Raw genomic sequence first — 21,865 nt, 5'->3', positions numbered from 1 at the left:
GCCAACAGGCTTCGGTACGGGTTCGGATTTACTCGTGCTCAAGCTCGAAGTTCATACCGAGAGAGCGGATTTCCTTAACCAGTACGTTGAAGGATTCCGGCATGCCCGGCTCCATGCGGTGGTCGGAGTCCACGATGTTCTTGTACATCTTGGTACGGCCTTCCACGTCATCGGATTTAACCGTGAGCATTTCCTGCAGGGTGTATGCAGCGCCGTAAGCTTCCAGCGCCCACACTTCCATCTCCCCGAAACGCTGACCACCGAACTGGGCTTTACCACCCAGCGGCTGCTGGGTAACCAGGCTGTAGGAACCGGTAGAACGCGCGTGCATCTTGTCGTCTACCAAGTGGTTCAGCTTCAGCATGTACATGTAGCCCACAGTTACCGGACGCTCGAAAGCATCGCCGGTGCGGCCGTCGTGCAGGGTGATCTGACCGGAATCCGGGATATCGGCAAGACGCAGCAGCTGCTTGATCTCACTTTCATCGGCACCGTCAAATACCGGGGTCGCCATAGGTACACCGCGACGCAGGTTTTGCGCCATGGTCATGACTTCCTCATCGGAGAACTCGTCGAGTTCTTCCTTGCGTCCGCCAGTGGAGTTGTAGACCTCTTCCAGGAATCCGCGCACCTTGGCGATTTCCTGCTGCTCCTTGATCATCTTGTCGACTTTAACGCCGAGGCCTTTAGCGGCCATGCCCAAGTGCATTTCCAGAACCTGACCAACGTTCATCCGCGAGGGAACGCCCAGCGGGTTCAGGACGATATCTACCGGCTCACCGTTTTGGTCATAAGGCATGTCCTCAACGGGCTTGATTACGGAGATAACACCTTTGTTACCGTGACGACCGGCCATCTTGTCGCCCGGCTGGATGCGGCGTTTGATCGCCAGGTAAACCTTGACGATTTTCAGCACGCCCGGAGCCAGGTCATCGCCGGACTCCAGTTTCTTCTTCTTGTCTTCGAAGGCTTCGTCGAGCAGCTTGCGACGCTCTTTCAGCTGAGCTTCCGCTTTTTCCAGCTGATCGTTCAGGCTGTCGTCTTCCATACGCAGCTTGAACCAGTCTTCGCGCGGCAGAGCGGCGAGGACTTCAGCGGTCATCTCATCGCCCTTCTTAACACTCTTACCACCGGCGGCCTTTTGGCCCAGCAGAGCCTGTTGCAGACGCTCGAAGGTCGCACCTTCAACGATGCGGTATTCTTCGTTCAGATCCTTGCGAACCTCGTCCAGCTGTGACTTCTCGATATCGAGGGAGCGCTGGTCTTTCTGCAGGCCGTCGCGGGTAAATACCTGAACGTCGATCACCGTACCGCGGGTGCCACTGGGCGCGCGCAGGGAGGTGTCCTTAACGTCGGAAGCTTTCTCCCCGAAGATTGCGCGCAGCAGTTTTTCTTCCGGAGTCAGCTGGGCTTCGCCCTTCGGAGTGACCTTACCGACCAGGATATCGCCAGCGCCTACTTCTGCGCCGATGTATACGATGCCGGACTCGTCCAGCTTATTCAGGGCAGATTCGCCAACATTGGGGATATCCGCAGTAATTTCCTCACTGCCCAGCTTGGTATCGCGGGCAATACAGGTCAGCTCCTGAATGTGGATGGTGGTGAAGCGGTCTTCCTGTACAACGCGCTCACTGATGAGGATGGAGTCCTCAAAGTTGTAACCATTCCAGGGCATAAATGCGATGCGCATATTCTGGCCCAGAGCCAGCTCACCCAGGTCTACAGAGGGACCATCGGCGAGAATATCGCCACGGACTACACGATCGCCGGTATTAACGATCGGGCGCTGGTTGATACAGGTATTCTGGTTGGAGCGGATGTATTTGGTCAGGTTGTAGATATCCACACCTGCATCACCGGCTTCCACCTCAGCGTCGGCCACGCGAACAACCACACGGCTGGAATCAACGCGCTCAATAATGCCGCCGCGCTTAGCAACCACACACACGCCGGAGTCGCGCGCTACAGTGCGCTCCATACCGGTGCCCACCAGCGGCTTTTCAGCGCGCAGGGTCGGTACCGCCTGACGTTGCATGTTCGATCCCATCAATGCACGGTTGGCGTCATCGTGCTCGAGGAATGGAATCATCGCCGCAGCTACGGAAACCACCTGCTTGGCGGAAACATCCATATACTGGATTTCGCCCGGTGCTTTCAGGGTAAATTCGCCCTGGTGACGCACGCTGATCAGGTCATCAACAAAGTTGCCGTTGTCATCTACTTCCGCAGACGCCTGGGCAATAATGAAGTTGGCTTCATTGATCGCGGACAGGTACGCAATTTCATCAGTTACCTTGCCATCGACCACTTTGCGGTAGGCGCTCTCGAGGAAACCGTAATGGTTGGCGCGGGCGTAAGTGGCCAGGGAGTTAATCAGACCGATGTTCGGTCCTTCCGGCGTCTCAATCGGACATACGCGGCCGTAGTGAGTCGGGTGCACGTCGCGCACCTCAAAGCCAGCGCGCTCACGGGTCAAACCACCCGGGCCGAGGGCGGAAACACGACGCTTGTGAGTCACTTCCGACAGCGGGTTGTTCTGGTCCATAAACTGGGACAGCTGCGAGGAACCGAAGAATTCCTTCACGGCAGCGGCAACCGGCTTGGCATTGATCAGGTCCTGAGGCATCAGGCCTTCGGACTCCGCCATGGACAGGCGCTCTTTAACAGCGCGCTCTACACGTACCAGGCCAACGCGGAACTGGTTTTCAGCCATTTCGCCTACGGAACGCACGCGACGGTTACCCAGGTGATCGATATCGTCGACCATGCCCTGACCGTTGCGGATATCGATCAGAGTCTTCAGAACTTCGACGATATCTTCTTTGCTCAGAGTGCCGGGGCCAGTTTCGTCTTCGCGACCCAGACGTCGGTTGAACTTCATGCGGCCAACAGCGGACAGGTCGTAACGCTCGTCGGTAAAGAACAAGTTCTCGAACAGCGCTTCTGCGGACTCCTTGGTGGGCGGTTCGCCCGGGCGCATCATACGGTAAATCTCTACCAGCGCTTCCAACACAGTGCGAGACGGCTCTGCACGTAGGGTGTCGGAGATAAACGGACCGCGATCCAGGTCGTTGGTGTACAGGGTTTGGAAACTCTTAACGTTCAGTACACGCAGCTTGGCGATTACTTCATCAGTAATCTCGGTGTTACAGTCGATCGCGATCTCACCGGTGGACTCATCGATGATGTCGTTCGCCAGTACACGGCCAAACAGGTACTCGAGCGGTGCTTCCAGCTTTTCTACGCCGGCCTTTTCCAACTGACGGATATGACGCGGGGTAATACGGCGACCCTCTTCGACAATCACCTTGCCCTGGCCGTCTTTGATGTCAAAAGAAGCAACATCACCGCGCAGGCGAGACGGAATCAGCTCCAGGCTGACACGGTCTTCCAACAGCTCAAAGGTGCTGGTCTCGAAGAACATTTCCAGCATTTCCTGGGAGGTGTAACCCAGGGCGCGCAGCAGAATAGTCGCTGGCAATTTACGGCGACGATCGATACGCACAAACACCAGGTCTTTCGGATCGAACTCGAAGTCCAGCCATGAGCCACGGTAGGGGATGACACGCGCGGCGTACAACAGCTTACCGGAAGAGTGAGTCTTGCCTTTGTCGTGATCGAAGAATACACCCGGGGAACGGTGCAGCTGGGATACGATAACGCGCTCGGTACCATTGATTACGAAGGTACCGTTGTCGGTCATGAGCGGAATCTCGCCCATGTAAACTTCCTGCTCTTTAATGTCCTTAATGGACTTATTCGCAGATTCTTTATCGTAAATAATCAGACGCACACGCACGCGCAGCGGACATGCATAGGTTACGCCGCGCAGGGTACATTCCTTAACGTCAAAAGCGGGCTTACCCAGCGTATAACTTACGTACTCCAGGGCGGCATTGCCGGAATAGCTGACAATCGGAAATACAGATTTAAACGCCGCTTGCAGGCCAACGTCCATACGGTCGTCGGGGCGCTTGTCGGCCTGTGTAAAGTTGCGATAAGAATCGAGCTGTATCGCAAGCAGAAAGGGCACATCCATGACCTTAGGCAGTTTGCCAAAATCCTTGCGGATACGTTTTTTCTCAGTATATGAGTAAGCCATTCAAATTCCCCAGCTTGATCAGTGACAAGACTTCGTGGGACTCCAGTCCAGAGCCCCTCCGGGCGAGAAGCCTCTGGTCAATGCAACTTGCCTGCACTGGCCAGAAACCTCTCCGCTTGCTTTTGGGTAGCGCTACTGCGCTATGGTTAAATGAGGTTTGCCACGGTTTTTAAATTCCGCCGGCACCGGTAAAAACCTCAGTACCGCAAACGGCAAAAAGGCCGGCGGACAAAAGTCCACCAGCCTTACCGCTACCCGCCGCTTTACGCGACAGCTAGCGGGAGACGCAAGAACCGAATTACTTCAGTTCTACAACTGCGCCAGCTTCTTCCAGCTCTTTCTTAGCTGCTTCAGCTTCGTCTTTGCTTACGCCTTCTTTCAGCGGGCTCGGAGCGCCGTCTACCAGACCTTTAGCTTCTTTCAAGCCCAGGCCAGTGATGCCGCGAACAACTTTGATCACGTTCACTTTCTTGTCGCCTGGGGAGGTCAGGATTACGTCGAAAGAGTCTTTCTCTTCAGCGGCAGCTTCGCCACCAGCTGGGCCAGCTACAACTGCTGCAGCAGCAGTTACGCCGAATTTCTCTTCCATTGCTTCGATCAGCTCAACAACATCCTTAACGGACATTTCGGCAACAGCATTGATGATATCTTCTTTAGTCAGAGACATGATTCAGTACCTGAATTGGTTTGAGCAGTAGCTGCTCGTATTTCGTTTTGAAACTGCGATTCGCTCTAGCGAAAAAATTACGCAGCTTCCTGCTCTTTTTGGTCGCGAACGGCCGCAATAGTGCGAACCAGCTTGCCAGCAGATGCTTCTTTCAACACGCTCATCAGCTTGGCGATCGCCTCGTCGTAAGTCGGCAGGCTTGCCAACAATGCGACGTCGGTGATCGCGCCTTCGAAGGCAGCACCTTTCAGTTCCAGCTTGTCATTGCCTTTAGCGAACTGGCTCAGGATGCGCGCGCCGGCACCTGGGTGTTCGTTAGAGAATGCAATGATGCTAGGACCTACGAATTTGTCAGTCAGACATTCGTATTCGGTACCTGCCAGAGCGCGACGCGCCAGAGTGTTGCGGACGACTTTCAACCAAACGCCGTTCTCGCGAGCCTCTTTGCGCAGAGTGGTCATGTCATTCACGGTTACGCCGCGGGAATCCGCAACAACCGCAGACAGAGCACCTTCAGCAGCTTGCTGGACATCTGCGACAATCGCTTTCTTGTCTTCGAGTCCAATAGCCATAGTGTCACTCCTGGATTTGAAAAAAACCGGACTTAAACGTCCGATCCGTTCCGGTGCATAAAGCTCAAATCCAGTAAAAATACTGGTTTGGGCGACACCGTCTGCGTAGGCTCGAACCTCGCAATGGCCAACCTGGCCGAAGTTCGGATTAAGCCAGGCACGTTAAACCTCAACGCACCTGACACCTACGGTCTTTGACGGCCCACCTTGTGCCGAAGCATTCAGGTGGACCCCAAAGTTCGATTTACTGAGAGGTGATCACACCCCGCAGTGATATTTAGATGTTCAGGGAAGACTGATCGATAACCAGACCCGGGCCCATAGTGGTGCTCAGGGTGATCTTCTTCAGATATACACCTTTTGCAGAAGCCGGCTTGGCTTTCTTCAGGTCGGCAACCAGAGCTTCCAGGTTCTCTTTCAGAGAGTTCGCATCGAAAGCCACTTTACCGATACCACCGTGGATAATGCCGCCTTTGTCAGCGCGGAAACGCACCTGACCCGCTTTGGCATTTTTAACCGCAGTCGCAACGTCTGGAGTTACGGTGCCAGTCTTCGGGTTCGGCATCAGGCCGCGCGGGCCGAGAATTTGACCCAGCTGACCTACAACGCGCATCGCATCGGGAGAAGCGATAACTACGTCGAAGTCCATTTTGCCCGCTTTAACGTCGGCAGCCAGCTCGTCCATACCGATCAGGTCAGCGCCCGCTTCTTTAGCGGCATCAGCGTTTGCACCCTGGGTGAAAACAGCTACGCGAACTTCTTTACCGGTACCGTGCGGCAGAGTGGTCGCACCGCGAACAGCCTGGTCGGATTTACGCGGATCGATGCCCAGGTTTACAGAAGCGTCTACAGTTTCTGCGAACTTAACGTTGGACAGATCTTTCAGCAGGGCTACAGCTTCTTCGATACCGTAAGCCTTACCAGCTTCAACTTTCTCAGCGATTACGCGCTGACGCTTGCTCAATTTAGCCACTTAGAGACCCTCCACTTCGATACCGGCGCTGCGAGCGGAACCGGCGATAGTGCGCACGGCCGCGTCCAAGTCGGATGCAGTCAGGTCTGCTTTCTTCATTTCTACGATCTCTTCCAGCTGAGCGCGGGTTACTTTACCCACTTTCTCAGTGTTCGGACGACCGGAACCGCTCTTGATCTTGGCAGCCTTGCGCAGCAGTACAGCGGCGGGCGGCGACTTCATAATGAAGGTGAAGGAGCGGTCGTTGTATACAGAGATTACAACTGGAACTGGCAGACCTGGCTCGAGGCTCTGGGTCTGGGCGTTGAACGCCTTACAGAATTCCATGATGTTCACACCGTGCTGACCCAGTGCGGGACCAACGGGCGGACTCGGGTTGGCCTGGCCGGCCTTAACTTGCAGCTTGATATAAGCTTCTACTTTCTTAGCCATTACAGCTCTCCTCTAGTTGGGTATTAACGCCCGCCACTCAGCCATAAGGTTTAAGGGCAAGCTCCCCGAACCCCGAAATGAAAACTCATTTTTCGGGGACGCGAAAACCCCCTTCCACCTCGCGGCGAAAGGGGGCAAAAAATTTATACTGGAATCAGGTCTTCTCTACCTGACTGAACTCCAGTTCAACCGGGGTGGAACGTCCGAAGATCAACACAGCCACTCGCAAGCGACTCTTCTCGTAGTTAACCTCTTCAACCACACCGTTGAAATCATTAAACGGACCGTCGATAACTCGAACCATTTCACCGGGTTCAAACAGAGTCTTGGGCTTGGGCTTATCGGCGGAATCGTCGATGCGATTCAGGATAGCCTGCGCTTCGCGGTCAGTAATCGGGGCTGGCTTATCCGCCTTACCGCCGATAAAACCCAGTACTCGGGGAGTTTCTTTCACCAAGTGCCAGGTATCGTCATTCAATTCCATTTCTACCAGAACATAGCCCGGGAAAAACTTGCGCTCACTCTTACGCTTTTGCCCTGCGCGCATCTCAACCACTTCTTCCGTGGGAACCAGGACTTCACCAAACAGGTGGTCCATTTCGTTCAGCTCAATGCGCTCTTTCAGGGAGCTGGCGACACGCTTCTCATAGCCCGAGTAAGCCTGGACCACATACCAATTCTTTGACATGTATCAACCTTTAGCCGATAAATTTGGAAGCCGCCCAACCCAGAGCCGAATCAAGCGCCCACAAGATAAGCGCCATAATCAACACGAAAACAACCACAATCGCTGTGGTCTGGGTTGCTTCTTGGCGGGTCGGCCAAACCACACGCCTGACTTCAGTTTGCGCTTCGCGCAACAGTTGCCACAACGCATTGCCTTTGGCGGTATTTACAGCCACAACCAGAGCTACCAGACAGATGGCAGTTACTGCCAACACTCGGTAAAACAAAGGGAATTCGGCGTAATATGAATTGCCTGCAACAGCACCGCCCACCAGCAGCACTATTAACAACCACTTCAGACCGTCAAGACGAAAGGTTTTCGCTTCTGTTTTAGCATTCATATAAGAAGCCCTTAGCGCACTATAGATAATCTTTTAGCGCTCATAAACACAAAAGCCCCACTGACAAGTAGGGTTTTGCGACACCCCTAAGCTTATCTAAGCGGAGTGATTAAAAATGGCAGGCCAGGAGGGACTCGAACCCCCAACACCCGGTTTTGGAGACCGGTGCTCTACCAATTGAACTACTGGCCTGTACAGTGTGAGCACTTTCGCACTCAAAGATGAGAGAGCTACAGGAACTCTCCCACCTGGTGCACCACATAGAGTATTGTGATGCAGAAATCAAAGATTACTCAATGATCTTAGCAACAACGCCCGCACCTACGGTACGGCCACCTTCGCGGATAGCGAAGCGCAGGCCGTCTTCCATGGCGATCGGAGCGATCAGGGTAACAACCATTTGAATGTTGTCGCCCGGCATTACCATTTCAGTACCTTCCGGCAGCTCTACCGCACCAGTTACGTCGGTAGTACGGAAGTAGAACTGAGGACGATAGCCTTTGAAGAACGGGGTGTGACGACCACCTTCGTCCTTGGACAGTACATACACTTCCGCTTCGAACTTGGTGTGCGGAGTGATGGAGCCCGGCTTAGCCAGTACCTGACCACGCTCTACTTCGTCACGCTTGGTGCCGCGCAGCAGTGCGCCGATGTTCTCACCAGCACGACCTTCGTCGAGCAGCTTGCGGAACATTTCAACACCAGTACAGGTAGTAGTGGTGGTTTCTTTGATACCAACGATTTCGATCTCGTCGCCAGTGTTGATCACACCGCGCTCTACACGACCAGTTACAACAGTACCACGGCCAGAGATAGAGAATACGTCTTCGATCGGCATCAGGAACGGCTGATCTACAGCGCGCTCTGGCTCAGGGATGTACTCGTCCAGAGTCTCTACCAGCTTCTTAACAGCGGTAGTACCCATTTCGTTGTCGTCTTCGCCGTTCAGGGCCATCAGAGCAGAACCAACGATGATCGGAGTGTCGTCACCTGGGAACTCGTACTGATCCAGAAGTTCGCGAACTTCCATTTCTACCAGCTCGAGCAGCTCTTCGTCGTCTACCATGTCCGCCTTGTTCAGGAATACAACGATGTAAGGTACACCTACCTGACGGGAAAGCAGGATGTGCTCACGAGTCTGCGGCATGGGGCCGTCAGCTGCGGAACATACCAGGATAGCGCCGTCCATCTGAGCAGCACCGGTGATCATGTTCTTAACGTAGTCGGCGTGTCCCGGGCAATCTACGTGAGCATAGTGGCGAGTCGGGGACTCGTACTCAACGTGAGAAGTAGCGATGGTGATACCGCGCTCACGCTCTTCCGGTGCATTGTCGATACCATCGAAAGCAACAGCGTCACCACCCCAAACTTCCGCACATACGCGGGTCAGAGCAGCGGTCAGGGTGGTTTTACCGTGGTCAACGTGACCGATGGTGCCCACGTTCACGTGGGGCTTGGAACGTTCAAACTTTTCTTTTGCCATTGCAGCCTCCTATATATAGGCGAGCCGATAACGGCACCACCCACGTCCAGAACATGCACATCCGACCCGGAAAATCCGACCCCGGACACAAACAACCGCAAGAGCTTTCACCCTTGCGGTCATATAAAATGGAGCTCATGGGCGGATTTGAACCGCCGACCTCACCCTTACCAAGGGTGTGCTCTACCCCTGAGCTACATGAGCTAAAATCTTGCCGATAACGGCATCTTAAAATGTTGCACCCTGGAGAGCATTCCAACCAACCCCAAAACTTGGAGCGGGCAGCGGGGATCGAACCCGCATCATCAGCTTGGAAGGCTGAGGTTCTACCATTGAACTATGCCCGCTTTCGGGACCTCCATGCGAAACCATTCGATTTCGCGCAACACCCTAAGGTGTAATATGGTGCAGGGGGGTGGATTCGAACCACCGAAGCTTTCGCGTCAGATTTACAGTCTGATCCCTTTGGCCACTCGGGAACCCCTGCTCAAAGCGGTGTGCATTGTCTACACATCTCGCTGCGCTGTCAACAATTTTTCTTTAAATTTCACACACTTAGCAGCGAAACCTAATTTTGACAGCAACGGGATGAAAATGGAGCTGGCGAGAGGAGTCGAACCCCCGACCGGCTGATTACAAGTCAGCTGCTCTACCAACTGAGCTACGCCAGCCCTATCCCGTTCATTGCCGAAGTTGTTATGTCACCCTCGTCAATGGAGGCGGGATTCTATGGGAACTTATCTCGACACGCAACACCCTTTTTGCAGATAAATCATATTTTTTATGTCGCCTATTCCAACTTGTTGAAAAAAACAGCGATTCGAGACACCACCTGATGATTTTCTGATAAATCTGCTTTTTTGTTAGCCAAGTACTTCAGAACAAAGATTTGGGCGCCGATCCAGATCCGGGTATTCACTTTGCAGTTGTCGCCAAAATTCTTCTGCAAGACTTTCTGTGCTGCCAGGGGGCATAACTATCCACCGCTCCATATAGGTTTGCGGCTCCTCCTTGAACTGCGCGGTAACCCCCCTCTCCTTCAAAACGGCGGTATGGGACTCAGCTCGGGCTCGCTCACTGAAAATCCCAAATGAAATGCCATTTTCCAATGCGCCTTTGGGAATGACATAGCTGTCGATCCCCTGAGACTGTAGTTCACGCAAGCGGTTGTAGGCCTCCCGCCTCGAACTCAGTGGCGGCAGATATACCCAGTAGCGCATCTGCCCCTGCATTTCTATATCACGCAGTTCGGCTTTAACCTGAAGGGACCGGATTCGCTGCAAGAGATCCTCGCCCTGGTACTCCTCCGCGAAAGGCCCCAACAGCGTACAAAGCTGCTCAACCTCAAAGGACTCCTTACTCAGTGCCCCAGCCTTCTCTGGAGCAGGCAGCTCTTCAGGGGATATTTCGCTAACGAGGGTAATTTTCTTTCCCTCCGACTCGAGAGGGATCGGGCTCTTGCCGCTACTTAACTGCGGAGATGGCGCTACCAACATATACCAGGCAAAAAGCACAGCGTTCAGGGCAACTAAAGAAAGGGCTATCCAGCGCATAACAGAGTAAATTTTTATGGATTACTAAGGGCCAACCCATCCATCACCAAATCAGGAACCAGGCGATGTTCGTGCTGGTAAACTGCGGAGAGCAACTGCGCATCTCCACCGGTTAACCACAATAAAGGGGGGGAACCGGAGTGGACCTGCAATTCTTCCATTGCTCGATCAACCGCACCCAACACCATCAGCAAGAGGCCACGGTTTATCGCCTCATTGGTATTGCGTCCCGCGCCCAATGTTTTTGTCAGGGCCAGTGCCTCACGACTCTTTGCTGCATGGGTATCGACACTGAGAACGCGATTCATCAATCCGAAACCGGGAACGATATATCCCCCAATGTGGCGCCCGCTATTGTCCAGCAAATCTAAGGTGACCGCACTGCCGCAATCCACAATTAATGATGCTCGGGGAGATTGCTGGTAGGCCGCCAACATTGCCAGCCACCGATCCACCCCCAGGGCGGAGTGGTCTTCATACCCACAGATAACGCCGGCACATTGAGGTGCCACTGCAGAGAATTCAGCCTCCAGTGTGAACAGGTCTCGGGCCACCTGACTCAAGAATTCAGCAACAACGGGACCGGCGACATTCACTACCCGAAAACGGTAGGGGGTTAAGTCTGCCCAACCCTCAGGCAAAACCTGCTGGCGCAACTGCCCAGTTTCGATATCACCACGGGCTATCACCTCGCCTTCGACCAGGTAGCGCCACTTACCCCGTGTATTGCCGACATCCAGCTCTAGAATCACACCTGCCCCCGCAACGAGATTTCCCCCCCATGAAATGACTTTTGCCCTTTATCAGTGTCGAGTAACAAGGCTCCTTTTTCATCGACACCGGCCGCAACACCTTCCCAGCTCAAATTACCTGACTGCAACTGAACTGGCTGCCCGGCAAACTGGTCTAGGGTTGACCATGATTCGCGGTAAGTGGCGAACCCCCCTTCCGGGTAAGTTTCCAGCATCGGTAACAGCTCGCTGAGTATCGCCGCAGTTAATTCACTGCGGCCAATACCAGGACGGACTTGCTGGAGATCTGCCCATGGTTGATCAATCTCCTCTGCTGTCTTTGCGTTGAGACCATTATTCAACCCGATACCGATAACCACTGAACAGCGGTCGGTTAAATCCCCTTTTAGCTCAAGTAATACACCGGCCAATTTACGGCCCTGGCACCACACATCATTTGGCCACTTCAGGCGCACGCCCGGTACAGAAAAACGCTCGAGCGCTTTTGCCACAGCAACACCGACGGCAAGACTCAACCCCTCCAGGCTTTGTACACCGCCATTAAACTCCCAGCCCACTGAGAGGCTGATACTTGTGGCATAGGGGCTGACCCAGTTGCGACCACGGCGGCCCCGACCGGCACTTTGCCGCTCGGCGAGAATCGCTACAGCGTGTCCCTTACCTTCTTCAAAACGTTCCAGTAACAGGGAGTTCGTTGAACTCAACTCATCAAAAACCTGCAACTCGCGCAGTAGCGTTCGGGCTGAACCATCCAGCTGAGCGGTAACAGTCTGTTCAGATAGCAGGTCAAGACCTCCCGGCAAGCGATAACCTCGCCCCTTAGCAGACTCAAGCGTCAGGCCGTAGCTCTCGAGCTTTTGTAGTTGTTTCCAAACAGCGGCTCGGCTGACACCAAGCGCATTCCCGAGGGATTCTCCCGAGTGTATTTCCCCATCCGCCAGAAGCTCCAGCACCGGGCGAAGCTGTTCTAATGGTGTTTTTGCGGCGACGTCCTGCAATTTGTTCAACCTTTTACATAATGGCGGCCATAGCGATGCCCGAGGCTCGTCAGGACTTCATAACCGATAGTCCCGGCATACCCAGCGACCTCATCCACCGTAAGCTGGTCATTGAGAATCTCGATCGACTGAAGGGAGTCCCGCTCCTCTTCGCTGAGACCCGAAATATCGAAAGTGGTAGAGTCCATTGATATACGCCCGACAATTGGCAGAGGGCGGCCGTGCCCCCATCCGCGCCCCCGCCCCCCTTGGGCTCGTATAATGCCATCGGCATATCCACCCCGAGCTACCGCAAGCCAACTATCTCCGGGAACTTCCTGGGTCGCACCATACCCCACAGACCGGGACTGACTGACATAGCGCTTTTGGACAATTGGTAAGCCCAAAGTCACCGTTGGACGCATCGGGTTTTCAGCCTCAGGGACAGGGTTAAGGCCGTACAGTGCGGAGCCCGGTCGGGCAATATCAAAGTGATAGTCCTCACCCAAAAAGATACCGGATGAGTTCGCAAGACTAAGCTGGATATCCGGGCACAGTTCCCGCAAGCGATCGCCCGCGGTCTTAAACTCGTTCAACTGAAGCTTGTTATGCGGATGCTGGGGCTGGTCTGCACAGGCAAGATGACTGAAGAACATCCGAACATCGGCGGACTCCAAGAGAGGGCGGTCCTTGAGCAGTAATTCGAACTCATCTGGGGTCAAGCCCAGCCGAGTCATGCCGGTATCAATTTTTACGGCGCAAGGGGCCTCCAACTGAGCGCTCTCGCAGATTTCGACCCAGTTCTTCAATTGATCCAGAGTAAACAATGTGGGGATCAAACCCGCGCGAGCGCACTCTAGTTCAGCACCAGGCCTAACACCGGTAAAAATGACTATATTCACATCGTTGCCGAGGTCACTGCGCAAGCGCTCCCCCTCGGCTTGGGTGGCCACAAAGAAGTCGCGACATCCCTGAGCGTATAGCGCTGGTGCAACATGAGCCATTCCCAAGCCGTAAGCATCCGCTTTAACCACAGCACCGCACCGGGCGCCGGCTTTCAAGCGATTAGCCAGATCCTGATAGTTATCTGCTATAGACCTCAGGTTGATACTTAATAACCCTTCACGAAAGTCACTCATACCAGTACAACTCTCTAAATCAGTAAGCTAGGTAGCTCCGAGCAGACTCTCTCGCTGCAGCGCTCGGGCACCGCCTAATATACACCCAACAACCAACAAAAGGCTGACCAGTGAGCCAGCGATCATCAGTGATATGGAGACCGTATCCCCAACCAGTAGAGCCTTAAACCACTGCTGTTGCGCGACCAGCGGGACCAACTGCCAGGCAGGCCCCTCTAGCTCTATGGATGACATATCCAATATTAACAACATAGTGACAGGTAAAATCTGCAATATACTCAATTGAGTTTGGGCATCTTTAAATGACTGGGAACGCAACGCTAACAATATTTGCAGTACGGCAACCAATAGAGCCAGTGGGAGCAGGGCTAGCGCCATCGCAACCATGCCACTCAGCGTAGTTGCATGTTGTATCCCCATTTCAGCCAAGGGCAAAAATGGAAAAACAGCCATTAGCGAAACTAACGCAAGAATTGAAGATAACCAACTGATACTGGCTACAGCGAGCACCTTGGCCAGGACCACCTGCCAGGCGGCCAGAGGTTGTTGCAGTAATATTTCAAAACTCATTCTCTCCCGCTCACCGGCAGAGGCATCAATGGACGAGGACAGGCAACCTATAAACAGCGTCATTATCAAGAGTGTCGGTATTGAACCAACAATCCAGGCACTGCGGGTAGACGGGGTACTGACATCCCTGACCTGGACTTGCCAGGGTGCCATTGTTTTTAGTGGGACTCCCCTAGCGACCATTCTTTGCTGAACAATGAGCTGTTGTAGCTCACCCAGCTTTTGTTGAACATGACTCGCGCCTTGCCCACTGAAACGATCGGAGCTATCAACATACAAATAAATCTTGGGGCTGCGGAAATTGCGATAATCGGTAGAAAAACCTTCGTCAATTTTCACAACTGCGTCGTAACCTTCATCAAGTAAAGCTATCGGGTCCCCTTCTGACAGGCTATCCAGCTCCACCCGCCCTTTACTCAGCTGCTGCTCCAATACTGGTAAATCCTGACCGCCTAACAACGCTAGCTGAAATGTCCTCTCCCCTTGGGACTTAAACATAAACAGAGTCATCGATGCGATCATTCCGGGAAATGAAATGGCAAACAGCAAAGATAAATACAGTGCTCGCCGGTCACGCCAAACCTCTAATAACTCCTTCTTCAGAAGAGCAGACATGGCGGGAGTAAATAATAGGTTTAAAAATTTCATGCCATCACCTCCCCTTTAACCCCGTAAGCCAGAGTGACGAAACTATCTTCCAGGTTTTTACAGCCTGTGCGTTCTACAAGCTCATCCGGGGTACCACTATCGACAATAGCACCGTTAGCCATCACCAATACCCTATCTGACAACTCAGTAACTTCAGCCATAATATGGCTGGAAAATAAAATGGCTACGCCCTCAGAGCGCAACCGCAGAAGTGTTTTCCGCAGCAGTCTCGCTGCAAGGACATCAAGCCCGCGCGTCGGTTCATCAAGTATCAAATGCGTAGGCCGGTGGACTAGTGCCCGCGCCAGCGACACTTTCATTCTCTCCCCCTGGGAAAAGCCTTTTGTCCGACGTTGCCACAAATCTTCTAATTCCAGCTCTTCTCGAACAGAATTCAATGCGCGCTTAAGCTCTGCCCCAAATAATCCCTGCGCACTGGCGAAAAATGATAAGTACTCCGCTACAGTAAGTCGTTCATACAAGCCTTCACGATCGCCGACAACGCCCAATTGCCGCTTTATTTCTAATGGATTTTCGGCCACATTAAGCCCACTAACAAATACTGTACCTTCATCCGGTTTTACCAACCCCGCTATAATTCTCAGGCAAGTAGTTTTACCGGCTCCATTGGCCCCCAGCAAAGCGGTTATTTGGCCATCAGGTATATTGAAATTCAGGTCTTTGAGTACTTTCTTTCCAGAGAATTGCTTGTGAATAGATTTAACAGCAATCATTTGTTATCCCCTTGGCTCGATAGCAACTCACTCGATACCGCTTTATCAATTTCAGGTCCAAAAGCACCCGCCATAAAAGGTGGTCTTTGAATATCCGCAATACAGTCACTATCTAAAGAAGCAAGTGGAGATTTTAGAAAATCATCTATTAGCTTTGGTATACAACCGCGCATACTATTGATATGTCCACCACCTGGAACCACTACCTGTTTTAATTCTGAAAGATACCCCAAGCTTTGTTCCGCATAATAATGTGGGGTAATAGGGTCAGCCTCCCCGGAAATAATTAACACAGGATGATTTCTTTCTTCCGGGACTTCGTAAGTGATAGGAGATACGGGCCACACCTTGCAACCCTCAGCAAAAATCTCAAAAAAAGCATCACCTAAAAAGCTATCGCGAATATCTGCAGCCAGCTCTTCCTCTGTAGTGCGATTTAATTCTTCAGCGCAAGCAACTGATAAGGTGAGCCCCATAGACATACTTCCATCATCAGATAAAAGTCCAACCAACCCCGATAGCGGTAAATAATTACCCTCCTCAGCCTGGCTAATAGCGTATGGTAACTGCGCTGCCATTTCAGGTGCGTAGAGCGCGGTCCTTATCAGGTTTTGTATGAAGCTACGGGGAACACTTGTTTCCATTGTGCGACCAGAGTGGGGGTCCGGGAAGTTCGATGCTCTTCCATCCCAGTCCCTAAGCAAGCTATCCAGGTCAGATCTCCAATCGCCAAATTCGGAGCACACCGGATCCTGACTGCAGTCTTTCTCCAATTTTAGCAGCGCCTTTTCAGCAGCTTGCGCAGTAAGAAAAACTTTTGAATCAATCGGGGCTACGGCATCCAGGATCAGGACACTTAAACTTTCGGGATACCATTGCTGGTAAAGAAGCGCGGTGCGAGTTCCCCAAGAACCTCCCCACAAAGCAATTTTTTTATGTCTCAACTGAAGGCGCACTTCCTCCAGATCATCAACCGCTTGACGGCTATGCAGTGTTTTAGCAAAGGAGGAGTTTTCAAGGTAGCAAGTTGAGAATTGATCGGTGACCGCCTCCAGATCCATATGGACTTCTCCGTCGATCCCACAGTCAAATGCAGCCGAGTAACCCGAACCGCGCCTATCGACAAGTACGATCGCCCTACTCTGATTGACTTTATATAAGGCATTTAGAATCGGGGTCAGATAACTCGCTGCCTGACCGGGGCCACCGGCCAGTAAATAAAGTGGCTCCAGTCCAATGTCATTAACTGCTGGGGCTATCATTACCGCTAGATCTACTGCCGCTTCTCCTTCACCAACCGGTATCTTTGTACAGTGCAGAGCATGGCTCCAGCCGTCCAGGTAGCAGGACTCGAAGTTATTTTCTTCTCTGTCTTCTGCAACTGCTGGAGATAGCCATATAAACAAGCTAACCGCGAAGATCGCAAACCTCTGTATCCAAACCACTGCCAACCCCCTATCCAACAAATTTATCCCAACCAGTGTATCGAACTGCTCCTAAGGTGTCGTCATCCAGCAAAAGGCAGATAATTGCATTTGCATTAGCGCCCACCCCTGCACAGTGGTATGGTTTCGTATTTAGTTGCCCATGATTGCACCCATGAGCTTTTCAGACCGAGAAAAACACCTAATCCGAGCCGCCTTTGCCTGGGGCCAAATCACACAACAGGAAGGCTATACACTTTCTGATCTTGAAATTGAAAAATCGGTTCTCTTCCGACGATTACTTGGCGGCCGGCCGCCATTGGCATTCCCGCCACCATTGCGTCACGGATTTCCCTGGTATGACGTTATTGAAGGGCGTAGCGAACACTTAGTGAGTGCATCCGAAGCCTCACCTGAATGCAGCATCATTGCACCGGGCTGTAAGCTCGGGGATACCTGCATTCTTATTGACGGTGCCTTTTGGCGCGTAGTCGAAACTGTTCGCGAGCACGAAGAATATATCGTTGAATGGGGCCAATACCCAATGCAGTGGCGCTTGAAAAAGCATTGGGAAGTAAACTATGAAATGACACAACAGCTTCATAGTTTTCGTAAAGATAACCCCAATGCCGAAGTGAGCTTTGACAACTATTTAAGCCAAAGGGAGTACCGGGAATTTCGCATTGACGATGATCAGACGGTATGGCTCTGTGAATGGCAATTAAGCCGCACCAGCCTCTCTGGATGGGTTTGGGTTGGGACAATACTACCTGTTCCCGATTATCAGCTCGTTCCAGTGTTCGACGATGATCACGGCCCGGTTATTCTCGGCAAGGATAGTAATTCCAATGGGCAGGCCTGGCTGCGTATTGAAGAGGCCACAGATGAATACCGCTTCGTTAAACTACTGGGAACCTACGACTACCAGTCGCTAATTACTGCGAGTACCACTGAGCTGAAGACCTTTTTACAAGATCTACAGCAAGAAGAGTCAGCAGACATTGAAGTATTGGATTGGCACCAGAACAATGCCACACGACGCTTTGCTCTCCCTGCCGAGCTGGTTCCACTGGAAGACCTCAGTTTGAATGATATGAACTTTGATCTCGTTCCAGATAACGCCTTTGCCTATTAGCTCGCCCAAGCCCCACCTGGTGGGGCTTTTTTTATCCCCAAATTTTTCTTCTCTCGCATACTGGCGTACCAATCAGCCGCAGTAATCCACAGATTTACCGCTCATAACACTGTTAATAACTGATGTCCGTTTTATGGCGTCTTTGTTACCAACAGAAACCATGGATAGAGTTGTGTATAACTCCGGGATATCCCCTGCCAGCCCCGTGGTTGCTTGGCTCTATTGAAGACGGGTAAAAAAGCAGCACTTTTTGCGTGGATTTCCACAGCCAGCGGTTACTAACAGAAAGTCTGGATAGAGTTGTGCATAACTTTAATAAACGGGCTACAGGCCCCGTGGTTACAGGGGATTACTGCAGAGACTAAAAAATCACCGATATTTTTACCGGCTAAATTTAATTTTTGACGGGAGTGGTATGGGTACTTTTCTGGTTTTTGCGCGAGTTATTTTGTTGGATTATTTTTTGAGTGAGTGTAAAGGCGTTTGGAGAGAAGATCGGTAAAGACCTATTTTTATAGGCTTTTTAGGAGAGCGTCTGTTTAAGGTGCTCAGGTAGTTTTAGGTTTTTTTTAATTACTGACTGACTTTTTAAATAGAAAGTTGAGCATTAAAATTTTTCAGAGCTATTTTTATTTTTTCTATTTAATTTCGACTAAGTACTTTCTGCTTTCTCTCTCTTCCTTCCCTTTCTTATTTTTTTCTTTTGTTTTTTGCTTCTTTAAAGTATTTTCAGCCATAAAAAAAGGGCCACCCTATTGGGTGGCCCTTTTCGGATTAGAAGCCTGACGATGACCTACTCTCACATGGGGAAGCCCCACACTACCATCGGCGATGTTGCGTTTCACTTCTGAGTTCGGCAAGGGATCAGGTGGTTCCACAACTCTATTGTCGTCAGGCAAACTGGCTTGGGTTGGCGTTGGTCTTATAAGCAATGTGCTTGGCCTGCCGTGTTATCGCTGTTTGCCTCGGTCATATTGTTGACCGGCGATAACCCCAAATAAGTCGGTAAAACAATCTGTAGTAATACACCGCAAGCGATCGTATGTCTCTAACTCACAATCCGCTAGCTTAGCTAGTCGTTAGTAACCATCTCTGTTGTATGGTCAAGCCGCACGGGCAATTAGTACTGGTTAGCTCAACGCCTCACAACGCTTCCACACCCAGCCTATCAACGTGGTAGTCTTCCACGGCCCTTCAGGAGGCTCAAGGCCTCAGGGAGATCTTATCTTGAAGGAGGCTTCCCGCTTAGATGCTTTCAGCGGTTATCCCGTCCGAACATAGCTACCCGGCAATGCCACTGGCGTGACAACCGGAACACCAGAGGTTCGTTCACTCCGGTCCTCTCGTACTAGGAGCAACTCTTCTCAAATCTCCAACGCCCACGGCAGATAGGGACCGAACTGTCTCACGACGTTCTAAACCCAGCTCGCGTACCACTTTAAATGGCGAACAGCCATACCCTTGGGACCGGCTTCAGCCCCAGGATGTGATGAGCCGACATCGAGGTGCCAAACACCGCCGTCGATGTGAACTCTTGGGCGGTATCAGCCTGTTATCCCCGGAGTACCTTTTATCCGTTGAGCGATGGCCCTTCCATACAGAACCACCGGATCACTATGACCTACTTTCGTACCTGCTCGACATGTCTGTCTCGCAGTCAAGCGCACTTATACCATTATGCTCATTGCATGATTTCCGACCATGCTGAGTGCACCTTCGTACTCCTCCGTTACTCTTTGGGAGGAGACCGCCCCAGTCAAACTACCCACCATACACTGTCCTCGATCCGGATAACGGACCAGAGTTAGAACCTCAAACATACCAGGGTGGTATTTCAAGGACGGCTCCACAACAACTAGCGTCGCTGCTTCAAAGCCTCCCACCTATCCTACACAAATAGGCTCAAAGTTCAGTGCAAAGCTGTAGTAAAGGTTCACGGGGTCTTTCCGTCTAGCCGCGGGTACACTGCATCTTAACAGCGATTTCAATTTCACTGAGTCTCTGGTGGAGACAGCGTGGCCATCGTTACGCCATTCGTGCAGGTCGGAACTTACCCGACAAGGAATTTCGCTACCTTAGGACCGTTATAGTTACGGCCGCCGTTTACCGGGGCTTCGATCAAGAGCTTCGCCGAAGCTAACCCCATCAATTAACCTTCCGGCACCGGGCAGGCGTCACACCCTATACGTCCTCTTACGAGTTTGCAGAGTGCTATGTTTTTAATAAACAGTCGCAGCCACCTGGTCACTTCGACCGGCCTCAGCTTAGGGAGCAAGTCCCATCACCAAAACCGGCGTACCTTCTCCCGAAGTTACGGTACCATTTTGCCTAGTTCCTTCACCAGAGTTCTCTCAAGCGCCTTGGTATTCTCTACCTGACCACCTGTGTCGGTTTAGAGTACGATTCACTATTACCTGAAGCTTAGAAGTTTTTCCTGGAAGCAGGGCATCAACCACTTCACCCACTAAGTGGGCTTCGTCATCAGTTCTCAGCCTTAGGGACCCGGATTTGCCTAAGTCCCCAGCCTACAACCTTAAACATGGACAACCAATCGCCATGCCGGCCTAGCCTTCTCCGTCACTCCGTCGCAGTAATAGCGAGTACAGGAATATTAACCTGTTTCCCATCGACTACGGCTTTCGCCCTCGCCTTAGGGGTCGACTAACCCTGTCCCGATTAGCGTTGGACAGGAACCCTTGGTCTTCCGGCGGGGAGGTTTTTCACCTCCCTTATCGTTACTCATGTCAGCATTCGCACTTGTGATACCTCCAGCAGACCTCCCGATCCACCTTCAACGGCTTACACAACGCTCCTCTACCATGCTCCTAAGAGCATCCGCAGCTTCGGTTATCAGTTTGAGCCCCGGTATATCTTCCGCGCAGGCCGACTCGACTAGTGAGCTATTACGCTTTCTTTAAAGGATGGCTGCTTCTAAGCCAACCTCCTAGCTGTCTGGGCCTTCCCACATCGTTTCCCACTTAACTGATATTTGGGACCTTAGCTGGCGGTCTGGGTTGTTTCCCTTTCCACGACGGACGTTAGCACCCGCCGTGTGTCTCCCGCGATTGCACTCCTCGGTATTCGGAGTTTGCATGGGGTTGGTAAGTCGGGATGACCCCCTAGCCCAAACAGTGCTCTACCCCCGAGGGTGAGACGCGAGGCGCTACCTAAATAGCTTTCGAGGAGAACCAGCTATCTCCCGGCTTGATTAGCCTTTCACTCCGATCCACAGGTCATCCCCTAATTTTTCAACATTAGTGGGTTCGGTCCTCCAGTTGATGTTACTCAACCTTCAACCTGCCCATGGATAGATCGCCGGGTTTCGGGTCTATTGCCTGCAACTAAACGCCCTATTAAGACTCGATTTCTCTACGGCTCCCCTAAGCGGTTAACCTTGCTACAGACAATAAGTCGCTGACCCATTATACAAAAGGTACGCAGTCACCCCGAAGGGCTCCTACTGCTTGTACGTATACGGTTTCAGGTTCTATTTCACTCCCCTCTCCGGGGTTCTTTTCGCCTTTCCCTCACGGTACTGGTTCACTATCGGTCAGCTGGGAGTATTTAGCCTTGGAGGATGGTCCCCCCATATTCAGTCAAGATAACACGTGTCCCGACCTACTCGATTTCACTCTAA

General features: G+C 52.1%; 16 protein-coding genes, 5 tRNA genes and 2 rRNA genes (1 of these 23 running past the window's edge). 1 reads left to right on the top strand and 22 read right to left on the bottom strand.

From position 1 onward, the window contains the following. Positions 1–28: 28 nt before the first annotated feature. The 20 genes from rpoB to ACG1BZ_RS02510 form a co-directional block, all read right to left on the bottom strand. Complete coding sequence (gene rpoB / locus ACG1BZ_RS02605; RefSeq protein WP_282934402.1) at positions 29–4,102, bottom strand: DNA-directed RNA polymerase subunit beta; 4,074 nt, start codon at positions 4,100–4,102, stop codon at positions 29–31. A gap of 298 nt (positions 4,103–4,400) precedes the next feature. Further along, positions 4,401–4,769: a 50S ribosomal protein L7/L12 gene (rplL, locus tag ACG1BZ_RS02600; RefSeq protein WP_282934403.1), complete on the bottom strand. Its 369-nt coding sequence runs from the start codon at positions 4,767–4,769 to the stop codon at positions 4,401–4,403. A gap of 77 nt (positions 4,770–4,846) precedes the next feature. Then, on the bottom strand, positions 4,847–5,341 hold the full coding sequence (gene rplJ / locus ACG1BZ_RS02595) for a 50S ribosomal protein L10 (protein ID WP_282934404.1): 495 nt from the start codon (positions 5,339–5,341) through the stop codon (positions 4,847–4,849). 277 nt (positions 5,342–5,618) lie between these two features. Further along, positions 5,619–6,314, bottom strand: coding sequence for a 50S ribosomal protein L1 (gene rplA / locus ACG1BZ_RS02590; RefSeq protein WP_413664283.1), 696 nt, complete (start codon positions 6,312–6,314; stop codon positions 5,619–5,621). Further along, positions 6,315–6,746: a 50S ribosomal protein L11 gene (gene rplK / locus ACG1BZ_RS02585; RefSeq protein ID WP_108731645.1), complete on the bottom strand. Its 432-nt coding sequence runs from the start codon at positions 6,744–6,746 to the stop codon at positions 6,315–6,317. A 154-nt stretch (positions 6,747–6,900) separates the two neighbouring features. Further along, entirely contained in the window at positions 6,901–7,434 is a 534-nt protein-coding gene (gene nusG, locus ACG1BZ_RS02580; RefSeq protein WP_108731644.1) for a transcription termination/antitermination protein NusG, read from the bottom strand. Positions 7,435–7,444: 10 nt separating this feature from the next. Then, complete coding sequence (gene secE, locus ACG1BZ_RS02575; protein ID WP_108731643.1) at positions 7,445–7,813, bottom strand: preprotein translocase subunit SecE; 369 nt, start codon at positions 7,811–7,813, stop codon at positions 7,445–7,447. Between the two features lie 116 nt (positions 7,814–7,929). Continuing rightward, positions 7,930–8,005, bottom strand: a tRNA-Trp gene (locus ACG1BZ_RS02570). A 97-nt stretch (positions 8,006–8,102) separates the two neighbouring features. Further along, on the bottom strand, positions 8,103–9,296 hold the full coding sequence (gene tuf, locus ACG1BZ_RS02565; protein ID WP_108731642.1) for an elongation factor Tu: 1,194 nt from the start codon (positions 9,294–9,296) through the stop codon (positions 8,103–8,105). A 129-nt stretch (positions 9,297–9,425) separates the two neighbouring features. Further along, a tRNA-Thr gene (locus ACG1BZ_RS02560) sits at positions 9,426–9,500 on the bottom strand. 69 nt (positions 9,501–9,569) lie between these two features. After that, a tRNA-Gly gene (locus tag ACG1BZ_RS02555) sits at positions 9,570–9,643 on the bottom strand. Between the two features lie 56 nt (positions 9,644–9,699). Then, positions 9,700–9,783 (bottom strand) — tRNA-Tyr (locus ACG1BZ_RS02550). Positions 9,784–9,891: 108 nt separating this feature from the next. Beyond that, positions 9,892–9,967, bottom strand: a tRNA-Thr gene (locus ACG1BZ_RS02545). A gap of 192 nt (positions 9,968–10,159) precedes the next feature. Next, the gene (locus ACG1BZ_RS02540) at positions 10,160–10,849 is read right to left on the bottom strand and encodes an SPOR domain-containing protein (RefSeq protein WP_413664282.1); all 690 of its coding nucleotides are present in this window, start codon (positions 10,847–10,849) and stop codon (positions 10,160–10,162) included. Between the two features lie 14 nt (positions 10,850–10,863). Beyond that, complete coding sequence (locus tag ACG1BZ_RS02535) at positions 10,864–11,601, bottom strand: type III pantothenate kinase (RefSeq protein ID WP_413664281.1); 738 nt, start codon at positions 11,599–11,601, stop codon at positions 10,864–10,866. Beyond that, the gene (gene birA / locus ACG1BZ_RS02530; RefSeq protein ID WP_413664280.1) at positions 11,598–12,608 is read right to left on the bottom strand and encodes a bifunctional biotin--[acetyl-CoA-carboxylase] ligase/biotin operon repressor BirA; all 1,011 of its coding nucleotides are present in this window, start codon (positions 12,606–12,608) and stop codon (positions 11,598–11,600) included. The genes ACG1BZ_RS02535 and birA overlap by 4 nt, the downstream gene beginning before the upstream one ends. Next, positions 12,605–13,717 (bottom strand): alanine racemase, encoded by a 1,113-nt coding sequence (alr, locus tag ACG1BZ_RS02525; protein WP_413664279.1) that lies wholly within the window; start codon positions 13,715–13,717, stop codon positions 12,605–12,607. The genes birA and alr overlap by 4 nt, the downstream gene beginning before the upstream one ends. A gap of 27 nt (positions 13,718–13,744) precedes the next feature. Beyond that, positions 13,745–14,935, bottom strand: coding sequence for an ABC transporter permease (locus ACG1BZ_RS02520; protein WP_413664278.1), 1,191 nt, complete (start codon positions 14,933–14,935; stop codon positions 13,745–13,747). Next, positions 14,932–15,669: an ATP-binding cassette domain-containing protein gene (locus ACG1BZ_RS02515; protein ID WP_413664277.1), complete on the bottom strand. Its 738-nt coding sequence runs from the start codon at positions 15,667–15,669 to the stop codon at positions 14,932–14,934. Before ACG1BZ_RS02515 ends, ACG1BZ_RS02520 begins: the two co-directional genes overlap by 4 nt. Then, complete coding sequence (locus ACG1BZ_RS02510) at positions 15,666–17,114, bottom strand: alpha/beta fold hydrolase (protein ID WP_413664276.1); 1,449 nt, start codon at positions 17,112–17,114, stop codon at positions 15,666–15,668. Before ACG1BZ_RS02510 ends, ACG1BZ_RS02515 begins: the two co-directional genes overlap by 4 nt. A gap of 154 nt (positions 17,115–17,268) precedes the next feature. Between ACG1BZ_RS02510 and ACG1BZ_RS02505 the strand changes: the two genes are divergently transcribed. Beyond that, on the top strand, positions 17,269–18,228 hold the full coding sequence (locus ACG1BZ_RS02505) for a hypothetical protein (RefSeq protein WP_413664275.1): 960 nt from the start codon (positions 17,269–17,271) through the stop codon (positions 18,226–18,228). Positions 18,229–19,008: 780 nt separating this feature from the next. On the opposite strand, the gene rrf is transcribed toward ACG1BZ_RS02505, so the two are convergent. Both rrf and ACG1BZ_RS02495 read right to left on the bottom strand, forming a co-directional pair. Then, positions 19,009–19,124 (bottom strand): 5S ribosomal RNA (rrf, locus tag ACG1BZ_RS02500). A gap of 203 nt (positions 19,125–19,327) precedes the next feature. Continuing rightward, positions 19,328–21,865 (bottom strand): 23S ribosomal RNA (locus tag ACG1BZ_RS02495) (it continues 344 nt past the right edge of the window).

The organism is Microbulbifer sp. CNSA002, from assembly GCF_047324085.1.
Classification (GTDB): domain Bacteria; phylum Pseudomonadota; class Gammaproteobacteria; order Pseudomonadales; family Cellvibrionaceae; genus Microbulbifer.
Note: the sequence above shows the minus strand (reverse complement) of the source record. Positions and strands in the feature narration are given on the sequence as shown.